Raw genomic sequence first — 18,206 nt, 5'->3', positions numbered from 1 at the left:
GTGGCTAGCCTGCCGCCGCCATCGACAAGGAGGAGGTGCCAATGCACAACACGAAACGTCTGCCACGTCCCCACCTGTTGGCCATCGCCGTCGCCACGGCTTTGGGCAGCGCAGGGCCTGTTGCCGCCAAGGACGACAGCCAGTGGTATGCCGGCGTCCTGCTGCAGTTCGACACCGTCATCAAGCCGGCCGCCGTGATCGGCTGGCGCAAGGCCAATGTCGACAGCGACGGCAAGCCGAGCGGGGTCGACATCGGTGTCCAGTTCTGGACCGACGGCCTGCACGCGACGCGGCTGCAGGGCTTCAGGGGAGACCGCTGCCTGCAGGGGCAGTTGGGCGTCGGCTACAACTTCAAGAAGACCACGCCGCTGCTGACCGGCGGTGTGCACGGCAACCACTGGTTCGCCGGCGTGGACTTCACGCTCAACGACCGCGCCCTGAGTCCCTACGTGGGACTCGACACGATTGGCTGCTACGACAGCGACAAGCCGGTCGCACCGCCGGACGGATACGGCGAGTTTTGACAGGGGGAAGGATGGAGGTCGTCTTGGGCGATCCGAGCCGACCGTCCTGACCGTTTCCCGCGGCTGGCGCTTCCGTGGCACGGGTGCTCTTCGCCTGGGAACTCGGCAGCGGGTTGGGTCACCTGCAGCGTATCACCGCCGTCGCACGGGCGCTGCAGGAGCGCGGCCACCCCGTGAGCATCGCGGCGCGTGACCTGTCCGCAGTCTCTCGTGTCAGTCGGCGTGGTGATCGATTCCTCTGGATTCAGGCGCCGATCTGGCTCGCGCCGCTGCGCGAGCGCTTCGTCCCGCGCGGCCACTGCGACCTGCTGGCGCACCACGGCTTTCTGGACGCCGCAGGGCTGATCGGGCTGGTCGGCGGCTGGCGTTCTATTTTCGCGGCGACACAGCCCGACCTGCTGGTTGCCGATCACGCCCCCGTGAGCTTGCTGGCCTGTCGTGGCGGTGACCTGCGGGTGGCCACGCTGGGCACCGGTCACGCGCATCCGCCTGCGATGTCACCAATGCCGTGGTTCGAGGAAGTGTCCGCGTCGGACCGGCAGGCGGCAGCCGCTCGTGAAGCCCAGGTGCTGGCGACGGCCAATCGCGTGCTGCAGGCCGTCGGCCAGCCGGCGATGGCTCAGATGCACGAGCTCTACGCCACCGACGCGTGCTGGCTTGCCTGCTGGCCATCGCTGGACCATTACCCCGAGCGACCCGCGTACGCCGGACGACCTGCGCCGGTGTACGTGGGCCCGATCGTCGAGGAGGAAGGGGGCGAGGTCGTGGCGTGGCCACCGGGCGACGGCCCGCGGGTGTTTGCCTATCTGCGCACGGACCATCCGACCGCAACGACGGTGCTGCACGCGCTGGCGGGTCTGCGTTGTCGCGCCGTCGTCGTGCTGAGCGGTGGGTCTCCTGATGCACAGCCGGTCACCACGGCCCGCCACGTCGCGGTGCGCACGGTGCCGCTGGCCACCGGGCCGATGCTGGACACCTGCGACGTCGTCGTCGGCCATGGCGGGATGGGACTGACATCGTCGGCGCTGCAGGCCGGCCGCCCGCTCCTGCTGTGTCCGACCCAGGGGGAGCAGCGTGCCACCGCGCGGCGCTTGGCCGCTCAAGGTGCCGCCATTGCGGTCGAGCCGAACGCCGACGCGGCGACCGTGGTCGCCGCCCTCGAGACGCTCTGCGGCGAGGCGGCGCGCTCGTCGGCACGCGCATTCGCAGCATCGGTCGGCGCGCTGCCGGCGGCGGGTTCAGTGGCACGTGCCGTCGACGCGATCGAGCGCCTGCTCGCGGCCTGATGGCGGTCGAGCTGCACTTCGTCGGCCATCTCGGGAACAACCTGTTCCAGTACGCGCTGGCGCGCGTGTTGGCCGAGGAACTCGGCCTCGCGCTGCAGTGTCGGCCAGCGCGCGAGCGGCCGGGATTCGACGCGGTAGAACGCGCATCGGGCATCGTCGATCGGCTCGACCAGTGGCATCACCGCTTCGCCGATGTGCCGCTGCAGCGACCGGGGCGTGAGATCGACCACCCGCAGTGGCGCCAGGTCATGGGCGAACAAGATGGCTGGCATGGCCATGGCGTCGACCTGCCGTTCCTGTTGCGCTCGGGGCGCGAGCGGCGCATCGTGCTGCGCGGCTACTTTCAGCGCACCGAGTATGTCCATCCATGGCGCGACCGGGTGCGACGCTGGTACCGACTGCCGCCACCCGCGCCTGCATTCGCCGCGGGGCCCCAAGACGTCGTGATCCACGTGCGGCAGTCGCTGGACATGAAGCTGCTCGGGCGGGCGCTCGAGCCGTCCTTCTATGTGCGCGCTCTGGAGTCGATGACGCCGGCGCCTCGCACCGTTCACGTCTGTGGCCTGGGCCTCGACGATCCTGCCTTGACAGCCGCACTGGCGCCGTGGCGCCCACGGCGCCTGGATCTCGATGCCGTCGGTACGCTCGCAGTGCTGGCGCACGCGCGCCGCATCGTGCTGGCCAACAGCACGTTCAGCTGGTGGGGGGCCTACCTGGCGACCGAGGCGCAGGTGGTCTACCCGCGTCCGGTGCGCGGGTACTGGAGCCCGGATCGCCCCGAGGTGGCGCTCGAAGTGCCCGAAGACCGGTACACCGTCGTCGAGGGCGTGCCGGTGCGTCGCTGGCAACCCCTGCGCTGGGCAAGCGCGGCAGCGTGGCGTCTGGATCGACCCGGGCACGACCTCGCTCTGCGCGGTCCAGGCGGCCGCGGGTGGCGGCTGCCGGCCACGCTCGAGTCGCCGCTGCGCTGGTTGCTCGCGAATCCCGGCGTGCCGTTCGGCCTCGACGATCTGTATGAGCACGGTCTGGATGTCGCCGCACGCAGGCCGCTGATCGAGGTGCTGCTCGCGCTGCAGAAAGCCGGAGAACTCACCGCCGACGACGACGCATTGACCTGGCTGGCCCGGCATTACGGCATCGACGCGAAGTGACACGCCGACCCGGCCTCGGCGCGCGCTACAGCACATCGCTCGCGTAGTCCGCCAGCCGCGAGCGCTCGCCGCGCGCGAGCATCAGGTGGCCGCTGTGCGGCCAGCCCTTGAAGCGGTCGACGACGTAGGTCAGGCCCGAGCTGCCTTCGGTCAGGTACGGCGTGTCGATCTGCGCCAGGTTGCCCAGGCAGACGATCTTCGTGCCCGGGCCGGCGCGCGTGACGAGCGTCTTCATCTGCTTGGGCGTCAGGTTCTGCGCCTCGTCGATGATGACAAACTTGCTCAGGAACGTGCGCCCGCGCATGAAGTTCAGGCTCTTGATCTTGATCTTCGCGCGCACCAGGTCGTTGGTCGCGGCGCGGCCCCACTCGCCGGCGCCGCTGTCGCTGCGCGCGAGCACCTCGAGGTTGTCGTCGAGCGCGCCCATCCACGGGCCCATCTTCTCTTCCTCGGTGCCGGGCAGGAAACCGATGTCCTCGCCGAGCGGCACCGTCACGCGCGTGACGATGATCTCGCTGTAGCGCCGCTCGTCGAGCACCTGGCTCAGCCCCGCGGCCAGCGTCATCAGCGTCTTGCCGGTGCCCGCCGTGCCGGTCAGCGTGATGAAGTCGACCTCGGGGTCCATCAGCAGGTTCAGCGCGAAGTTCTGCTCGCGGTTGCGCGCCGTGATGCCCCACACGGCGTTCTTCTGGTGCGTGTAGTCCTTCAGCGTCTTGAGCACCGCGGTCTTGCCGGTGATCTCGGTCACGCGCGCGTACAGCGGCGCCGCGCCGGGCGTCTCGAGGTAGACGAACTGGTTGACGAGCAGCGCGGGCACCAGCGGCCCGGCGATGCGGTAGAAGGTGTGGCCGCCCTGCTGCCAGCTCTCCATCGTCTTGCCGTGGCGTTCCCAGAAGTCGGAGGGCAGCGGCAGCACGCCGGTGTAGAGCAGGTCGCCGTCTTCGAGCGTCTTGTCGTTGAAGTAGTCCTCGGCGGCCAGGCCGAGCGCGCGCGCCTTGACGCGCATGTTGATGTCCTTCGACACCAGCACGACGTCGCGGCCCGGGTGCGCCTCGCGCAGCGCCGCGACGACGGCCAGGATCTGGTTGTCAGCCTTGCCCTGCGGCAGTGCCGCGGGCAGCTTGCTGTCGAGCAGCGTGGTCTGGAAGAACAGCCGGCCGCCGGCCTCGCGGTGCCCCGTCTTGGCCAGCGGGATGCCATCGGCCGGCGCCAGCGCGCCGTCGGCGGCGAGCGCGTCGAGCTCGCGGCTGACCTGGCGCACGTTGCGCGCGACCTCGCTCATGCCCTTCTTGTGGCCGTCGAGTTCCTCGAGCGTGATCAGCGGCAGGTAGATGTCGTGTTCCTCGAAGCGGAACAGGCTCATCGGGTCGTGCATCAGCACGTTGGTGTCGAGGACGAACAGCTTCGGCGGCCCTTCGGTGCGCGGCTTGCGTGCACGCGCTGCCGGCCGCGTCGGCGGCTGCGTGGCGGGGGCGGGGCGGGCCGCCTCGGGGCGGGCCGCGGGGGCCGTGGCGGCGGCGTCGAGCAGGTCGAGCACCGTGGTGTCGGCGTCGGTGCGCGGCGTGCCACCGAGGGTGCGCTTGGCCGTCTTCGGCGCGGCCTGGGATTCGAAGTCAGCGGGCGAGAGCAGGGCGGCTTTGCGGGCGGGTGGCTTCGGCAGAGGCATGGAGGGGCGTCGACTCGGTGCAGAAAACGAAAAAGCCGCCCAGTCGGCTGGGCGGCTTCGGCGGACGGCGCGCAAATTCGCGACTCACGCAGCCATTATGCACACCGCCTGCGGGCGTGCAGCACGGCCCGCACCAACGCGAAGGGGCCCCGCAGGGCCCGTCGTCATGGCCAGCGCGTGCGCCGTCAGGCCGGCTGCTTCAGGCTCTTGACGGCCTTGAGCACTTCGTCGACGTGGCCGGCGACCTTGATGCCGCGCCACTCGGCACGCAGCACGCCGTCGGGGCCGATCAGGAAGGTGCTGCGCTCGATGCCCTTGACCTTCTTGCCGTACATGATCTTGTTCTTGACGACGCCGAACATGTGGCACAGCTTCTCTTCGGTGTCGGCGATCAGCTCGAACGGCAGCTCGAGGTTGGCCTTGAAGCGCTCGTGCGAGGCCATGTTGTCGCGCGAGACGCCGAACACGACCGCGCCGGCCTTCACGAACTCCTTGTGACGGTCGCGGAACTGCATCGCCTCCGTCGTGCAGCCGGGTGTGTTGTCCTTCGGGTAGAAGTACAGCACGATGGCCTTGCCCGCGAACGCCTGTGGCGAGAACTTGACGCCGCCGGTGGCGGACGCTTCGAATTCGGGGAGGGGCTTGTTCAGGGCGGGCGTCATGGGCGGGCGGGTCTCGGCTTCGTGGCGGGCGCTGAGCAGTGCACGCGGCAGGCGCAACCGCGAACACGATCGCAAATTATAGGGGCTGGCCCTTCGCGCCCCGGCCGCAGCCCCTGCGGCACGGCACGGCACGGCGCTCAGCCGGCGGGTTCGATCAGCAGCGCCGCCGCGACCATGCGCCCCTCGCTGGCCAGCACGTTGTAGGTGCGGCAGGCGGCGCCGGTGTCCATCGTCTCGACGCCGATGCGCCGCTCGATCAACGCGCGCTGCAGTGCGGGCGCGACGAAGCGCAGGCGCGTTCCCGAGCCGAAGATGACGACCTCGGGCTGCAGCGCAATCAGCTGCTCGAAATGCGCGGCGGTCAGGTCGGCCAGTCGCTGCACCGGCCAGGCGATGGCGTCACCGCGCCAAGGCACCAGCACGCTCGAACGCCACTCGGTGGCGTTGACCCACACCCGCCCGGCGTCGTGGCGCGAAATGACGTTGACGCCGTCGAGCCGGTCGGGCTGGAACTTCATACGGGATAATTCTAGGTCTGCCATGCCGCGGCGTGCCCGCACCCGACCGGAGCCCCTTTCCGTGAAACCGATCGCCAAGTCCAGCAAGCTGGCCGACGTCTGCTACGACATCCGCGGACCCGTGCTCGACAAGGCGCGGCAGATGGAGGAAGAGGGGCACAAGATCATCAAGCTCAACATCGGCAACCTCGCCGTGTTCGGCTTCGACCCGCCCGACGAGATCGTGCAGGACATGATCCGCAACCTGCCGAGCGCCGCGGGCTACACCGACAGCAAGGGGCTGTTCGCGCCGCGCAAGGCGGTCGTGCACTACACGCAGGAAAAGGGCATCCACGGCGTCACCGTCGACGACGTCTACCTCGGCAACGGCGCGTCGGAGCTGATCGTGATGGCGCTCAACGCGCTGCTCGACAACGGTGACGAGATCCTCGTGCCGGCGCCCGACTACCCGCTGTGGACCGCGGCGGTGTCGCTGTCGGGCGGGCGTCCCGTGCACTACCTGTGCGACGAGGGCGCCGGCTGGCTGCCCGACCTCGACGACATCCGGCGCAAGATCACGCCGAACACGCGCGGCATCGTCGTCATCAACCCGAACAACCCCACCGGCGCGCTGTACCCACCCGAGCTGCTGAAGGAGATCGTCGAGATCGCGCGCCAGCACGAGCTGATCGTGTTCGCCGACGAGATCTACGACAAGACGCTGTACGACGGCAACACGCACACGAGCATCGCGTCGCTCGCCGACGACGTGCTGTTCGTGACGTTTAACGGCCTGAGCAAGAACTACCGCAGCTGCGGCTACCGCGCGGGCTGGATGGTCGTCAGCGGCGACAAGCGCGATGCGAAGGACTACATCGAGGGCCTGAACATGCTCGCGTCGATGCGGCTGTGCGCGAACACGCCGGGCCAGCTCGCGATCCAGACCGCGCTCGGCGGCTACCAGAGCATCAAGGACCTCGTCGCACCGGGCGGCCGGCTCACGCGCCAGCGCGACCTCGCGTGCGAGCTGCTCGGCCAGATCCCGGGCGTCAGCGTCGTCAAGCCGAAGGCGGCGCTGTACATGTTCCCGCGCCTGGATCCCAAGATCTACCCGATCACCGACGACCAGCAGTTCGCCTACGACCTGCTCGCCGACGAGAAGGTGCTGATCGTGCAGGGCACCGGCTTCAACTGGCCCCAGCCCGACCACTTCCGCCTCGTGTTCCTGCCCAACTCCGACGACCTGGCCGAGGCCATCGGACGCATCGCCCGCTTCCTCGACCACTACCGCAAGCGCCACACGGCCTGAGTCTGCCCATGACCCTCCGCCCCCCAGCGGCCACCAGCCCCGCCGCCGATCGACGCGACGCCGACGCCAAACCCATCCAAGTCGGCCTGCTCGGCATCGGCACCGTCGGCAGCGGCACGTTCAACGTGCTCGTGCGCAACCAGGCCGAGATCCGCCGCCGCGCCGGGCGCGGCATCGAGATCGCGATGGTCGCCGACCTCGACACCGCGCGCGCCGAAGCCATCGTCGGCGAGCGCGCGCACGTCGTCGGCGACGCGCGCAAGGTCATCGCGAACCCCGACATCGACATCGTCGTCGAGCTGATCGGCGGCTACGGCATCGCGCGCACGCTGGTGCTCGAAGCGATCGCCGCCGGCAAGCACGTCGTCACCGCCAACAAGGCGCTGCTCGCGGTGCACGGCAACGAGATCTTCGCCGCCGCGCGCGACAAGGGCGTGATGGTCGCGTTCGAGGCCGCGGTGGCCGGCGGCATCCCGATCATCAAGGCGCTGCGCGAGGGGCTGACGGCCAACCGCATCGAGTGGATCGCCGGCATCATCAACGGCACGACGAACTTCATCCTCAGCGAGATGCGCGACAAGGGGCTCGACTTCGACGTCGTGCTGAAGGAGGCGCAGCGGCTCGGCTACGCCGAGGCCGACCCGACGTTCGACATCGAGGGCATCGACGCCGCGCACAAGGCGACGATCATGAGTGCGATCGCGTTCGGCATTCCGGTGCAGTTCGACAAGGCACACGTCGAGGGCATCACGAAGCTGCAGGCCGCCGACATCCGCTACGCCGAGCAGCTGGGCTACCGCATCAAGCTGCTGGGCATCACCAAGCGCCGCGACAACGGCATCGAGCTGCGCGTGCACCCGACGCTGGTGCCGGCGCGGCGGCTGATCGCCAACGTCGAGGGCGCGATGAACGCCGTCGTCGTACAGGGCGACGCGGTGGGTACGACGCTGTACTACGGCAAGGGCGCGGGCAGCGAGCCGACCGCGTCGGCCGTGATCGCCGACCTCGTCGACGTCACGCGGCTGCACACCGCCGACCCCGACCACCGTGTGCCACATCTGGCGTTCCAGCCCGAGTCGCTGGCCGACACGCCGATCCTGCCGATCGACGACGTCGTGACCTCGTTCTACCTGCGGCTGCAGGTGGCCGACCAGGCCGGCGTGCTGGCCAAGATCACCGGCATCCTCGCCGAGCACGTGATCTCGATCGACGCGCTGCTGCAGCGGCCGAGCCAGGACGTCGGGGCCGAAGGCGGGAGCAAGACCGACGTCATCATCCTGACGCACGACACCGTCGAAGGCCAGATGCGCCGCGCGATCGCGCAGATGCAGGCGCTGCCGACCGTGCTGGCGCCGATCGTCAGCCTGCGCAAGGAAGAGCTGGCGTGAAGTACTTGAGCACCCGCGGCGACACGACGCCGCGCGGCTTCTGCGACATCCTGCTCGAGGGCCTGGCGCCCGACGGCGGCCTGTACCTGCCGGCGCACTATCCGCGCGTCGACGCTGCGACGCTGGCGCGCTGGCGTGGCCTGCCGTACGCCGAGCTGGCTTACGAGGTGCTGTCGCTGTACGTCGACGACATCCCGCCCGACGACTTGCGCGCACTCGTACGCAAGACCTACACGCGCGAGGTGTTCGGCACCGACGCGATCGTGCCGCTGAAGCCGCTGGGCGACGGGCTGTATCTGGAGGCGCTGTCCAACGGCCCGACGCTGGCGTTCAAGGACATGGCGATGCAGCTGCTCGGGAACCTCTTCGAGTACGAGCTCGCGCGCCGCGGCCAGCAGCTCAACATCCTCGGCGCGACGTCGGGCGACACCGGCAGCGCCGCCGAGTACGCGATGCGCGGCAAGAAGGGCATCCGCGTGTTCATGCTCAGCCCGCACGGGCGCATGAGCCCGTTCCAGCAGGCGCAGATGTTCAGCCTGCAGGACCCGAACATCCACAACCTCGCGATCGAGGGCGTGTTCGACGACTGCCAGGACATCGTCAAGGCCGTCAGCAGCGACCTCGAGTTCAAGCGCCGCTGGTCGATCGGCACCGTCAACTCGATCAACTGGGCGCGGCTGCTCGCGCAGGTCGTCTACTACTTCGCCGGCTACTTCCAGGCGACGTCACGGGCCCCCGACCTCGGCTTCGCCTCGGTACCCCCCGAGGGGGCCGCGCCGCCTTGGGGCGGCCCGACGGCGGCGGCCAACGACTTGCCGCGCGTCAGCTTCGCGGTGCCGTCGGGCAACTTCGGCAACATCTGCGCCGGCCACGTCGCGCGCATGATGGGGCTGCCGATCCACCGCCTCGTGTGCGCGACGAACGAGAACGACGTGCTCGACGAGTTCTTCCGCACCGGCACGTACCGGGTGCGCGCGAGCGCCGAGACGTTCGAGACCTCGAGCCCGTCGATGGACATCAGCAAGGCGAGCAACTTCGAGCGCTTCGTTTTCGACCTGCTCGGCCGCGATGCGGCGCGCACCGCCGAACTGTTCGGCGTGCAGGTGCCCCAGCGCGGCGGCTTCACGCTCGCGCCCGGCGAGTTCGCGCGCGTGCCGGCGTTCGGCTTCGTCTCGGGCCGCAGCACGCACGCCGACCGGCTCGCGACGATCCGCGACACCTGGCAGCGCCATGGCGTGATGATCGACACGCACACCGCCGACGGCCTGAAGGTCGCGCGCGAGCACCTCGACCCCGGCGTGCCGATGGTCGTGCTCGAGACGGCGCTGCCGGCCAAGTTCGCGGCGACGATCCGCGAGGCGCTCGGCCGCGAGCCCGAGCGGCCGCCCGGCTTCGAGGGCATCGAGGCGCGGCCCAAGCGCTTCACGGTGCTGCCGGCGCAGGTCGACGCGGTCAAGCGCTACATCGAGACGCACTGCGCGTGAGGCCGGTCGCCGCATGAAGGTGGTGGGCTTTTGCGGTCCGTCCAGCGTCGGCAAGACGACGCTGATCGAGGGCGTCGTCGCCGAGCTGAAGCGCGGCGGCCAGCGCGTGTCGGTGGTCAAGCACGCGCACGTCGGCTTCGACCTCGACCGGCCGGGCAAGGACAGCCACCGCTTCCGCGAGGCCGGCGCGTTCGAGGTGCTCGTCGCGTCGCCGCGGCGCATGGCGCTGCTGCGCGAGTACGGCACCGAGCTCGCACTGCCCGTGCACGACCTGCTCGCCGAGCTGACCGAGGTCGACTGGGTGCTCGTCGAGGGCTTCAAGCACGCCGGCATCCCGAAGGTCGAGGTCTGGCGCGCCGAGGTCGCGGCGCGGCGCGGCGACGCGCCGATCTACCCGGACGACCCGTTCGTCGTCGCCATCGCGACCGACCGTCCCGACGCGCTGCCGGTACCGACGCTGCGTCCCGTCGTGCCGCTGGGCGACGCGGCGGCGCTCGTCGCCGTCTTGCACGCCGCCGGCGACCGTCTCGACCACGACCGATCCCGCTTCGCCTGACGCCATGGCCGACACTGCCCGCCCCCCGCTGCTCAGCCTCGACGAGGCGCTCGCGCGCCTGGCCGCCGGCGCCGCTGCCGTGCGCATCGCCGAGACCGAGACCGTCTCGACCTTCGACGCCCTCGGGCGTGTGCTCGCCGCCGACGTCGTCTCGGCGATCGACGTGCCGCCGGCCGACAACACGTCGATGGACGGCTATGCGCTGCGCGCGGGCGACGCGCCGTCGGCCGACGCGGTGCTGCCGGTCGCGCAGCGCATCGCCGCCGGCCACGTCGGCCAGCCGCTCGAGCCGGGCACCGCAGCGCGCATCTTCACCGGCGCGCAGATTCCGCCGGGCGCCGACGCCGTCGTGATGCAGGAACTCGTCGACGTCGTCGACGGTGGCATCCGCGTGCGCGAGGCGCCCAAGCCCGGACAGTGGATCCGCCGCCGCGGCGAGGACGTGCAGGCAGGGCGCACCGTGCTCGCCGCCGGCACGCGCCTGACGCCGCAGGCGCTCGGGCTCGCGGCCACGGTCGGTGCGGCGACGCTCACCGTCGTGCGCCGGCCGCGCGTGGCGCTGTTTTCCACCGGCGACGAGCTGATCATGCCCGGCGCGGTGGCGCCGCAAGACCTGCCGCCCGGCGCGATCTACAACAGCAACCGCTTCACGCTGCGCGGCCTGCTGCAGGCCGCGGGCTGCGACGTGACCGACCTCGGCATCGTGCCCGACCGGCTCGACGCGACGCGCGCCGCGCTGCGCGAGGCCGCCGCCGGCCACGACCTGATCCTGACCTCGGGTGGCGTCTCGGTCGGCGAGGAAGACCACATCCGCCCGGCGCTGAACGCCGAAGGGCGGGTCGAGCTGTGGCAAGTCGCGATCAAGCCGGGCAAGCCGCTCGCCTTCGGCGCGGTCCGCCGTCCGGCCGGGGCGGGCGAGGCGCTGTTCGTCGGCCTGCCGGGCAACCCGGTGTCGAGCTTCGTCACGTTCGTGCTCGCGGTGCGCGCGGTGCTGAACGTGCTGCAGGGCGCCGAAGCGGCGCTGCCGCGCGCACTGCCGCTGACGGCCGGCTTCGACTGGCCGAAGCCCGACAAGCGGCGCGAGTTCCTGCGCGTGCGCGTCGGCGCCGACGGCGCGCTCGAGCTGTTTGCGAACCAGAGCTCGGGCGTGCTGACCTCGGTCGTGTGGGCCGACGGCCTCGTGGACAACCCGCCGGGGCAGGCGATCCGCGCCGGCGATCGGGTACGCTACCTGCCGTTGTCGACGCTGATCGCCGGATGAAGCTCACCGTGCGTTACTTCGCTTCGCTGCGCGAGGCACTCGGCCCCGCCGAGGCGGTCGAACTGGCCGCGCCGGCCACTGTCGGCACGCTGCGCGATGCGCTGATCGCGCGCGGTGGCCGCCACGCCGAGGCACTCGCGCGCACGCGCGCGGTGCGCTGTGCGCTGAACCACGCAATGGTCGACGAAGCCGCCGCGCTCGACGACGGCGCCGAAGTCGCGTTCTTCCCGCCGGTGACCGGGGGCTGAGCGGTGGCGGCGCGCGTGTCGATCCAGACCGAGGACTTCGACCTCTCGGCCGAAGTCGCCGCGCTGCGCGCGCACGACGCCGGCGTCGGCGCGGTCGCGGTGTTCGTCGGCACCGTGCGCGACCGCAACGACGGCGCGGGCGTCAGCCGCATGGAGCTCGAGCACTACCCGGGCATGACGGAGAAGGCGATCGAGGCGATGATCGACGAGGCGATGCGCCGCTTCGACATCCGCGCCGCGCGCGTCGTGCACCGCGTCGGGCCGCTCGCGCCGACCGACCAGATCGTGCTCGTGGCCGTCACGTCGGCGCACCGCGGCCAGGCGTTCCAGGCCTGCGAGTTCCTGATGGACTACCTGAAGACGCAGGCGCCGTTCTGGAAGAAGGAGCACACGCCCGACGGCGCGCGCTGGGTCGACGCGCGCATCGCCGACGACGCGGCGCTCGCGCGCTGGGGCATCGCGGCGAAGAACGCGTGAGCGCGGCGCGAGCCGCGCTCACGACGGCGGTTCGTCGGCGTCGAAGCGGTCGATGATCGCACGCAGCTGCCGCTGCAGCCGCTTGCGTTCGGCCGCCGGCACGCCGGCGAGCTGGCGCGCCTCGTGCGCCGCGGCGGCGGCCAGCAGCGGCGCCACGCGCTCGCGCCCGGCGCGCGTCAGCGCCACGCGGGCGCGGCGCGCGTCGTCGGGGTCGGTGCGCCGCTCGATCCAGCCCTGCTGCGCCATGCGGTCGAGCGCCTTGGTCAGCGTCGGCTGCTTGGCCAGCACCTCGCGCGCGAGCGTACCCACCGGCAGCGGCTCGCGGTCGGCGAGCACCGCCATCACGCGCCACTCGAGCGAGCTCAGCCCCGCGTCGCGCACGCGCGGCTCGAAGCCGCGCCACAGCGCGTGGCTGGCGCGCGCGAGCAGGTACACGAGGTGGTCGTCGAGGAACGGTCGCATCGCGGCGTGCGGGTTGGCGGCACTTGCGCGAGATCAATGAATTTTCATATATTAGCCGCACGATGGCCGCGCCGACCAGCTCCCCGATCCCTCCCGTGGCCATGCCGCCGGGCAAGAGCGAGCTGCGCGTCGCGCTCGGCCGCTTCGCCACCGGCGTGACGATCGTCACCTGCCGCGACGCCGCGGGCAGCGCGGTGGGGCTGACGTGCAACTCGTTCAACGCGCTGTCGCTCGAGCCGCCGCTGGTGCTGTGGTCGCTGCGCCGCGCGAGCCCGAGCCTGGCCGCGTTCACCGGCGCAGGCCACTTCGCGGTCAACGTGCTCGCCGAGGACCAGATCGAGCTGTCGCGCCGATTCGCGAGCCCTGCGGCCGACAAGTTCGCCGACGGCGTCTGGCACGACGGCGCTGGCGGCGCGCCGCTGCTCGTCGGCGCCGCTGCGGTGTTCGAGTGCGCGCGCGAGGCGCACCAGGACGCCGGTGACCACGTGCTGTTCATCGGCCGCGTGCTGCGCCTGGCCGACGCGGCGCTGCCGCCGCTGGTGTTCCACGGCGGGCGCTACCACCTGCTGGGAGAGATCCTGTGACTGCCGATCTGCGTCTCGAGCCCCGCTGGATCGACGGCTTCGCACACGTCTTCGGGCTGTGCGCGGTGCAGCGCGGCGACGTGTGCGCCGTGCTGTCGGAGTCGGCGAGCCGGCGCGACCTCGTGCAGCTCGCCGAACTCGGCCTCGCGCGGCTGGGCGCGCGCGTGTTCCACGTCGTGCTGCCGCAGCGGCCGGTGACGACGCCGGTGCCGGTGCGCTCGACCGGCGCGTCGGACGCGATCGGCGGCATCGACGCGGTGGTCGCCGCGCTGGCCAGGTGCAGCTTCGTCGCCGACTGCACCGTCGAGGGCCTGATGCATGCGCCCGAGCTGCCGGCGATCCTCGCCGGCGGTGCGCGCGTGCTCTACGTTAGCCACGAGCACCCCGAGATCCTCGAGCGCTGCCTGCCGCAGCCCGGCGACGACGCGCCGGTGCGCGACGCGATGCGCCGCCTGAAGAGCGCCCGGCGCATGACGGTGACCTCGGCCGCCGGCACCGAGCTCGAGATCGGGCTCGAAGGCGCACGCGTCGGCGGCGTGTGGGGCTTCACGAGCAAACCGGGCACGCTCGGCCACTGGCCCGGCGGGCTGGTGCTGGCGTTCCCGGCCGCGGGGCGCGTGCGCGGCACGCTGGTGCTCGACCGCGGCGACGTCAACCTGACGTTCAAGCGCTACCTCGCCGATCCGGTGCGCCTCGTGATCGACGACGACCACGTCGTCGACGTCGTCGGCGACTCGCCCGACGCGCAGATGATGCGCGGCCACTACGCCGCGTGGGCCGAGCACGAGGGCCACCGCGGCGCCTACGCGGTCAGCCACGTCGGCTGGGGGCTGAACCGCCGCGCACGCTGGGACGCGATGCTGTTCTACGACAAGGCCGACTTCAACGGCACCGAGCTGCGCGCGTTCGGCGGCAACTTCCTGTACTCGACCGGCGCCAACGAGGTCGCCGGCCGCCACACGCTCGGCCACTTCGACTTGCCGCTGCGCGGCTGCACCGTCGCGCTCGACGGCGAGGTCGTCGTCGACGCCGGGAGGCTGGTGTGACGCCTGCGCTCGTCACCGCGGCGCCGCTGGCGCACTGGCGCTGGGGCGCGGGCGACACCGCCGTCGTGATGCTGCACGGCGTGGGCGGCGGGCGCGACGCGTGGAGCGACGCCACCGGCGGCACCGGGGGCGTGCTCGCCGACGCCGGCTACCTCGCGGTCGCGCCCGATTTGCCGGGCTACGGCGACTCGCCGACGGTCACCCCGTACACGATGGCCGCACTCGCCGAGGCCGTCGTCGCGCTCGTCGAGTCGGTCGGCGCCACGCGCACGGTGCTGGTGGGCCACAGCATGGGGGGCATGGTCGCGCAGGAAGTGCTCGCGACGCGCCCCGGCCTCGTGCACGCGCTTGTGCTCAGCGGCACGTCGCCCGCGTTCGGCAAACCCGACGGCGACTGGCAGCGGCGCTTCCTCGCCGAGCGGCTCGCGCCGCTCGACGCCGGGCAGGGCATGGCCGCGCTCGCGCCCGGCCTGGCGCGCGGCATGGCCGCGCCCGACGCCGACCCGCAGCGCATCGCGCGCTGCGCCGCCGTGATGGCGCGCGTGCCCGAAGCCACCTACCGCGCCGCGCTGCACGCGATCGTCGGCTTCGACCGCCGCGCCGACCTGCCGCGCATCGCGGTGCCGACGCTGTGCCTGGCCGGCGAGTGCGACCGCAACGCGTCGCCCGCGGTGATGCAGCGCATGGCGCAGGCGATTCCCGGTGCCGAGTACCGCTGCCTGCCGGGCGTCGGCCACCTCGCGAACATGGAGGCGCCGGCGCCGTTCCACGCCGCGCTGCTCGACTTCCTGCGCCGCCACGTGCCGGTGGCGGCGGTGCACCCCTGACCGAAGGACCCTGACGATGGCTGCCGTGCTCTCCGAACCCGCCGTCTCGCGCTACGTGCCGTCGCACATCGCCGGCGACGCGAGCAAGCTCACCGCGCAGCAGCGCGAGCTGATCGAGCGCGCGTCGCGCCTCGGGCGCGAGAAGTTCGCGCCGCGCGCCGCGCGCCACGACCGCGAGGCGAGCTTCCCGATCGAGAACTTCCGCGACCTGGCCGACGCCGGGCTGCTCGCGATCTGCGTGCCGAAGGCGCACGGCGGTGAAGGCGCCGACTTCACGACCTACGTGATGGTCGCCGCCGAGATCGGGCGCTGGTGCGGCTCGACGGCGCTGTCGTACAACATGCACGTGTGCTCGTGCATGTGGAGCGGCTTCATCGCCGACGCGCTCGACATGACGCCCGAGCAGCGCGCCGACCACGAGCGCATCCGCGCGATCCACTACGCGCGCATCGTGCAGGGCGGCAAGATCTACGCGCAGCCGTTCTCCGAAGGCGGCGCGGCGGCGGCCGGCAAGGCGCCGTGGGGCACGCTGGCGGCCAAGGTCGACGGCGGCTACGTCGTCAATGGCCGCAAGATCTTCGCGTCGCTGTCGGGCGCGGCCGACTACTACGGCGTGCTGTGCACCCTCGACCGGCCCGGTGCGACGCTGAAGGACTCGATGTACCTCGCGGTGCCGGCCGACGCGCCCGGCGTCACGGTCTCGGGCGAGTGGGATCCGCTGGGCATGCGCGGTACCGTCAGCCGCACGCTGACGTTCAAGGACGTGTTCGTGCCCGACGAGGCGCGGCTGATGCCCGAGGGCCTGTACGCGCAGGCCGCGGCGCGCTTCCCGCACATGTTCGCGACGCTGTCGCCGACCTACATGGGCATCGCGCAGGCGGCCTACGACTTCACGGTGCAGTACCTGCGCGGCGAGGTGCCGGGCATGCCGCCGGTCAAGCGGCGCATGTACCCGACCAAGCAGGTCGCGGTCGCCGAGATGCGCATCAAGCTCGAGCAGACGCGGGCCCTGTTCCTGCAGAACGCGCGCGACGCGCGCGTCGACCCCGACAAGGACACGCGCATGCGGCTGCTCGCGGCGCACTACACGATCATGGAGAACGCCAACGACATCTGCCGGCTGGCGATCCGCACCTGCGGCGGGCAGAGCATGCTCAAGTCGCTGCCGCTCGAGCGCCTGTACCGCGACAGCCGCTGCGGCTCGCTGATGCTGCCGTGGACGGCCGAGCTGTGCATCGACCGGCTCGGGCGCGAGTGCCTCTACGAGGCCGGCGAGCGCGACGAGGCGATCGAAGCGTGACCGTCGCTGACGGGCCGTGGGCGCGCGTCGGCGCGCAGGCCGCGCGCCGCGGCGATGCACCGGCGCTGGTGTGCGGCCCGCGCACCTGGACCTACGCCGACCTCGCGCGTGAGGTGGCCGCCGCCGCCGACGCGCTGCGCGCGCAGGGGCTGGGTGCCGGTGCCTCGCTCGGCTGGCTCGGGCTGAACAGTGCGGCAATGCTCGCCGCGCTGTTCGCGTGCGAGGCGATCGGCGCGCGCTTCGTGCCGCTGAACTGGCGCCTCGCGCCGGCCGAACTGGCCGCGATCGTCGAGCACGCCGGCCTGCAGCAGCTGCACGTCGATGCGGCGCTCGAGGACCTGGGCCGCGCGGTGCGCGCGCTCGCGGCGCTGCCGCAGCCGCGTGCGCCGGGGCACCAGCCGGGCGACCTGATGCTCGTCTACACGTCGGGCACGACGGGGCGGCCGAAGGGCGCGATCCACACCGCCGCAGGCATGGCCGCCAACATCGACGCCGCGATCGACGCGCAGGGCTTCGACGCGTGCACGCGCGCACTGGCCGTGCTGCCGCTGTTCCACGTCGGCGGCCTGTGCATCCAGACCCTGCCGGTGCTCGCCGCCGGCGGCTGTGTCGTGCTGCACGAGCGCTTCGACCCCGGCGCGTGGCTCGTGGCCGTCGCGCACGAGCGGCCGACGACGAGCCTGCTCGTGCCGGCCGTGATGCGCGCGCTGCTCGAGCACCCGGCGTGGCCGACGACGGACCTCGGCAGCCTCGCGTTCGTCAACAGCGGCTCGCAGGTCGTGCCGGTGCCGCTGATCGAGGCCTTCCACGCGCGCGACGTGCCGGTGTGCCAGGTGTGGGGCAGCACCGAGACGGGGCCGGTGTCGATCGTGCTGCGCCCGCACGAGGCGCTCGCGCACGTCGGCAGCGCCGGGCGGCCGGCGCGCGGCGTGCAGATGCGCCTCGTCGGCGCCGACGGCCGCGACGTGGCGCCGGGTGAGGTCGGCGAGATCTGGGTGCGCGCGCCGAACCTGATGCGCGGCTACCACCGCGACGAGCACCCCGCGAGCTTCGCCGACGGGTGGTTCCGCAGCGGCGACCTCGCGCGCGCCGACGCGCAAGGCTTCGTCACCGTCGTCGGCCGCAGCAAGGACATGATCATCTCGGGCGGCGAGAACGTCTACCCGGCCGAGATCGAGAACCTGCTCGCGCACCACCCCGACATTGCCGAATGCGCCGTCGTCGGCGTGCCCGACGCGCGCTGGGGGGAAGTCCCGGTGCTCGCCGTCGTACCGCGCCCGGGCCGTGGCGTCGACGAGGCCGCGCTGCGCGCGCTGTTCGACGCGCGGCTGGCGCGCTACAAGCACCCGCGGCGCATCGTCGCCGTCGACACGCTGCCGAAGACGGCGCTCGGCAAGGTGCAGAAGGCCGCGCTCGCGCGCTCGCTCGCCGGTTCTTGACCGAAGTCAATACGATCCGGCGTCGGGGTTGAAAACTCC

The 18,206-nt window shown here is 71.8% G+C and carries 19 protein-coding genes; 15 read left to right on the top strand and 4 right to left on the bottom strand.

Annotated features, from left to right (window positions below; all coding sequences use genetic code 11):
- Window positions 1-41: 41 nt before the first annotated feature.
- From MOJ79_RS06095 to MOJ79_RS06085, 3 genes are all read left to right on the top strand, one after another.
- A complete protein-coding gene (locus tag MOJ79_RS06095; RefSeq protein ID WP_241923329.1) occupies window positions 42-524 on the top strand; it encodes a hypothetical protein in 483 nt (160 codons plus the stop codon).
- Window positions 525-598: 74 nt separating this feature from the next.
- A complete protein-coding gene (locus MOJ79_RS19085; RefSeq protein WP_241923328.1) occupies window positions 599-1,810 on the top strand; it encodes a glycosyltransferase in 1,212 nt (403 codons plus the stop codon).
- Window positions 1,810-2,961 (top strand): hypothetical protein, encoded by a 1,152-nt coding sequence (locus MOJ79_RS06085; RefSeq protein WP_241923327.1) that lies wholly within the window; start codon window positions 1,810-1,812, stop codon window positions 2,959-2,961. The genes MOJ79_RS19085 and MOJ79_RS06085 overlap by 1 nt, the downstream gene beginning before the upstream one ends.
- A 25-nt stretch (window positions 2,962-2,986) precedes the next feature.
- Here the strand turns inward: MOJ79_RS06085 and MOJ79_RS06080 are convergent, their stop codons facing one another.
- The 3 genes from MOJ79_RS06080 to MOJ79_RS06070 all read right to left on the bottom strand — a co-directional run bounded on the left by MOJ79_RS06080 (window position 2,987) and on the right by MOJ79_RS06070 (window position 5,807).
- Entirely contained in the window at window positions 2,987-4,627 is a 1,641-nt protein-coding gene (locus MOJ79_RS06080; protein ID WP_241923326.1) for a PhoH family protein, read from the bottom strand.
- A 185-nt stretch (window positions 4,628-4,812) separates the two neighbouring features.
- Window positions 4,813-5,289, bottom strand: coding sequence for a peroxiredoxin (locus tag MOJ79_RS06075; RefSeq protein ID WP_119292016.1), 477 nt, complete (start codon window positions 5,287-5,289; stop codon window positions 4,813-4,815).
- A 137-nt stretch (window positions 5,290-5,426) separates the two neighbouring features.
- Window positions 5,427-5,807, bottom strand: a complete 381-nt coding sequence (locus MOJ79_RS06070; protein ID WP_241923325.1) for an Mth938-like domain-containing protein — start codon at window positions 5,805-5,807, stop codon at window positions 5,427-5,429.
- A gap of 22 nt (window positions 5,808-5,829) precedes the next feature.
- Between MOJ79_RS06070 and MOJ79_RS06065 the strand changes: the two genes are divergently transcribed.
- The 7 genes from MOJ79_RS06065 to MOJ79_RS06035 are packed head-to-tail and all read left to right on the top strand — an operon-like array spanning window position 5,830 to window position 12,509.
- Window positions 5,830-7,095, top strand: a complete 1,266-nt coding sequence (locus tag MOJ79_RS06065) for a pyridoxal phosphate-dependent aminotransferase (protein WP_259374346.1) — start codon at window positions 5,830-5,832, stop codon at window positions 7,093-7,095.
- A gap of 8 nt (window positions 7,096-7,103) precedes the next feature.
- A complete protein-coding gene (locus MOJ79_RS06060; RefSeq protein ID WP_241923323.1) occupies window positions 7,104-8,483 on the top strand; it encodes a homoserine dehydrogenase in 1,380 nt (459 codons plus the stop codon).
- A complete protein-coding gene (locus MOJ79_RS06055; protein WP_241923322.1) occupies window positions 8,480-9,967 on the top strand; it encodes a threonine synthase in 1,488 nt (495 codons plus the stop codon). Before MOJ79_RS06060 ends, MOJ79_RS06055 begins: the two co-directional genes overlap by 4 nt.
- Window positions 9,968-9,980: 13 nt before the next feature.
- Window positions 9,981-10,523, top strand: a complete 543-nt coding sequence (mobB, locus tag MOJ79_RS06050; protein ID WP_241923321.1) for a molybdopterin-guanine dinucleotide biosynthesis protein B — start codon at window positions 9,981-9,983, stop codon at window positions 10,521-10,523.
- A 4-nt stretch (window positions 10,524-10,527) separates the two neighbouring features.
- The gene (locus tag MOJ79_RS06045) at window positions 10,528-11,784 is read left to right on the top strand and encodes a molybdopterin molybdotransferase MoeA (RefSeq protein ID WP_241923320.1); all 1,257 of its coding nucleotides are present in this window, start codon (window positions 10,528-10,530) and stop codon (window positions 11,782-11,784) included.
- Entirely contained in the window at window positions 11,781-12,032 is a 252-nt protein-coding gene (gene moaD / locus MOJ79_RS06040; RefSeq protein WP_241923319.1) for a molybdopterin converting factor subunit 1, read from the top strand. Before MOJ79_RS06045 ends, moaD begins: the two co-directional genes overlap by 4 nt.
- Window positions 12,033-12,047: 15 nt before the next feature.
- Window positions 12,048-12,509, top strand: coding sequence for a molybdenum cofactor biosynthesis protein MoaE (locus tag MOJ79_RS06035; RefSeq protein WP_241923318.1), 462 nt, complete (start codon window positions 12,048-12,050; stop codon window positions 12,507-12,509).
- 18 nt (window positions 12,510-12,527) lie between these two features.
- Here MOJ79_RS06035 and MOJ79_RS06030 read toward each other — a convergent pair whose 3' ends face one another.
- The gene (locus tag MOJ79_RS06030; protein WP_241923317.1) at window positions 12,528-12,971 is read right to left on the bottom strand and encodes a MarR family winged helix-turn-helix transcriptional regulator; all 444 of its coding nucleotides are present in this window, start codon (window positions 12,969-12,971) and stop codon (window positions 12,528-12,530) included.
- A 101-nt stretch (window positions 12,972-13,072) separates the two neighbouring features.
- On the opposite strand from MOJ79_RS06030, the gene MOJ79_RS06025 reads away from it, so the two are divergent.
- The 5 genes from MOJ79_RS06025 to MOJ79_RS06005 are packed head-to-tail and all read left to right on the top strand — an operon-like array spanning window position 13,073 to window position 18,167.
- Window positions 13,073-13,555: a flavin reductase family protein gene (locus tag MOJ79_RS06025; protein ID WP_210760646.1), complete on the top strand. Its 483-nt coding sequence runs from the start codon at window positions 13,073-13,075 to the stop codon at window positions 13,553-13,555.
- A complete protein-coding gene (locus tag MOJ79_RS06020) occupies window positions 13,552-14,601 on the top strand; it encodes a peptidase M29 (protein WP_241923316.1) in 1,050 nt (349 codons plus the stop codon). Before MOJ79_RS06025 ends, MOJ79_RS06020 begins: the two co-directional genes overlap by 4 nt.
- Complete coding sequence (locus MOJ79_RS06015; protein ID WP_336606313.1) at window positions 14,598-15,428, top strand: alpha/beta fold hydrolase; 831 nt, start codon at window positions 14,598-14,600, stop codon at window positions 15,426-15,428. The genes MOJ79_RS06020 and MOJ79_RS06015 overlap by 4 nt, the downstream gene beginning before the upstream one ends.
- Before the next feature lie 16 nt (window positions 15,429-15,444).
- A complete protein-coding gene (locus MOJ79_RS06010) occupies window positions 15,445-16,728 on the top strand; it encodes an acyl-CoA dehydrogenase family protein (RefSeq protein WP_241923315.1) in 1,284 nt (427 codons plus the stop codon).
- Complete coding sequence (locus MOJ79_RS06005) at window positions 16,725-18,167, top strand: AMP-binding protein (RefSeq protein WP_241923314.1); 1,443 nt, start codon at window positions 16,725-16,727, stop codon at window positions 18,165-18,167. Before MOJ79_RS06010 ends, MOJ79_RS06005 begins: the two co-directional genes overlap by 4 nt.
- Window positions 18,168-18,206 lie beyond the last annotated feature (39 nt).

The organism is Calidifontimicrobium sp. SYSU G02091 (assembly GCF_022631395.1).
Taxonomy (GTDB): Bacteria; Pseudomonadota; Gammaproteobacteria; order Burkholderiales; family Burkholderiaceae_C; genus Calidifontimicrobium; species Calidifontimicrobium sediminis.
This window is presented reverse-complemented; position numbering and strand designations above follow the sequence as displayed.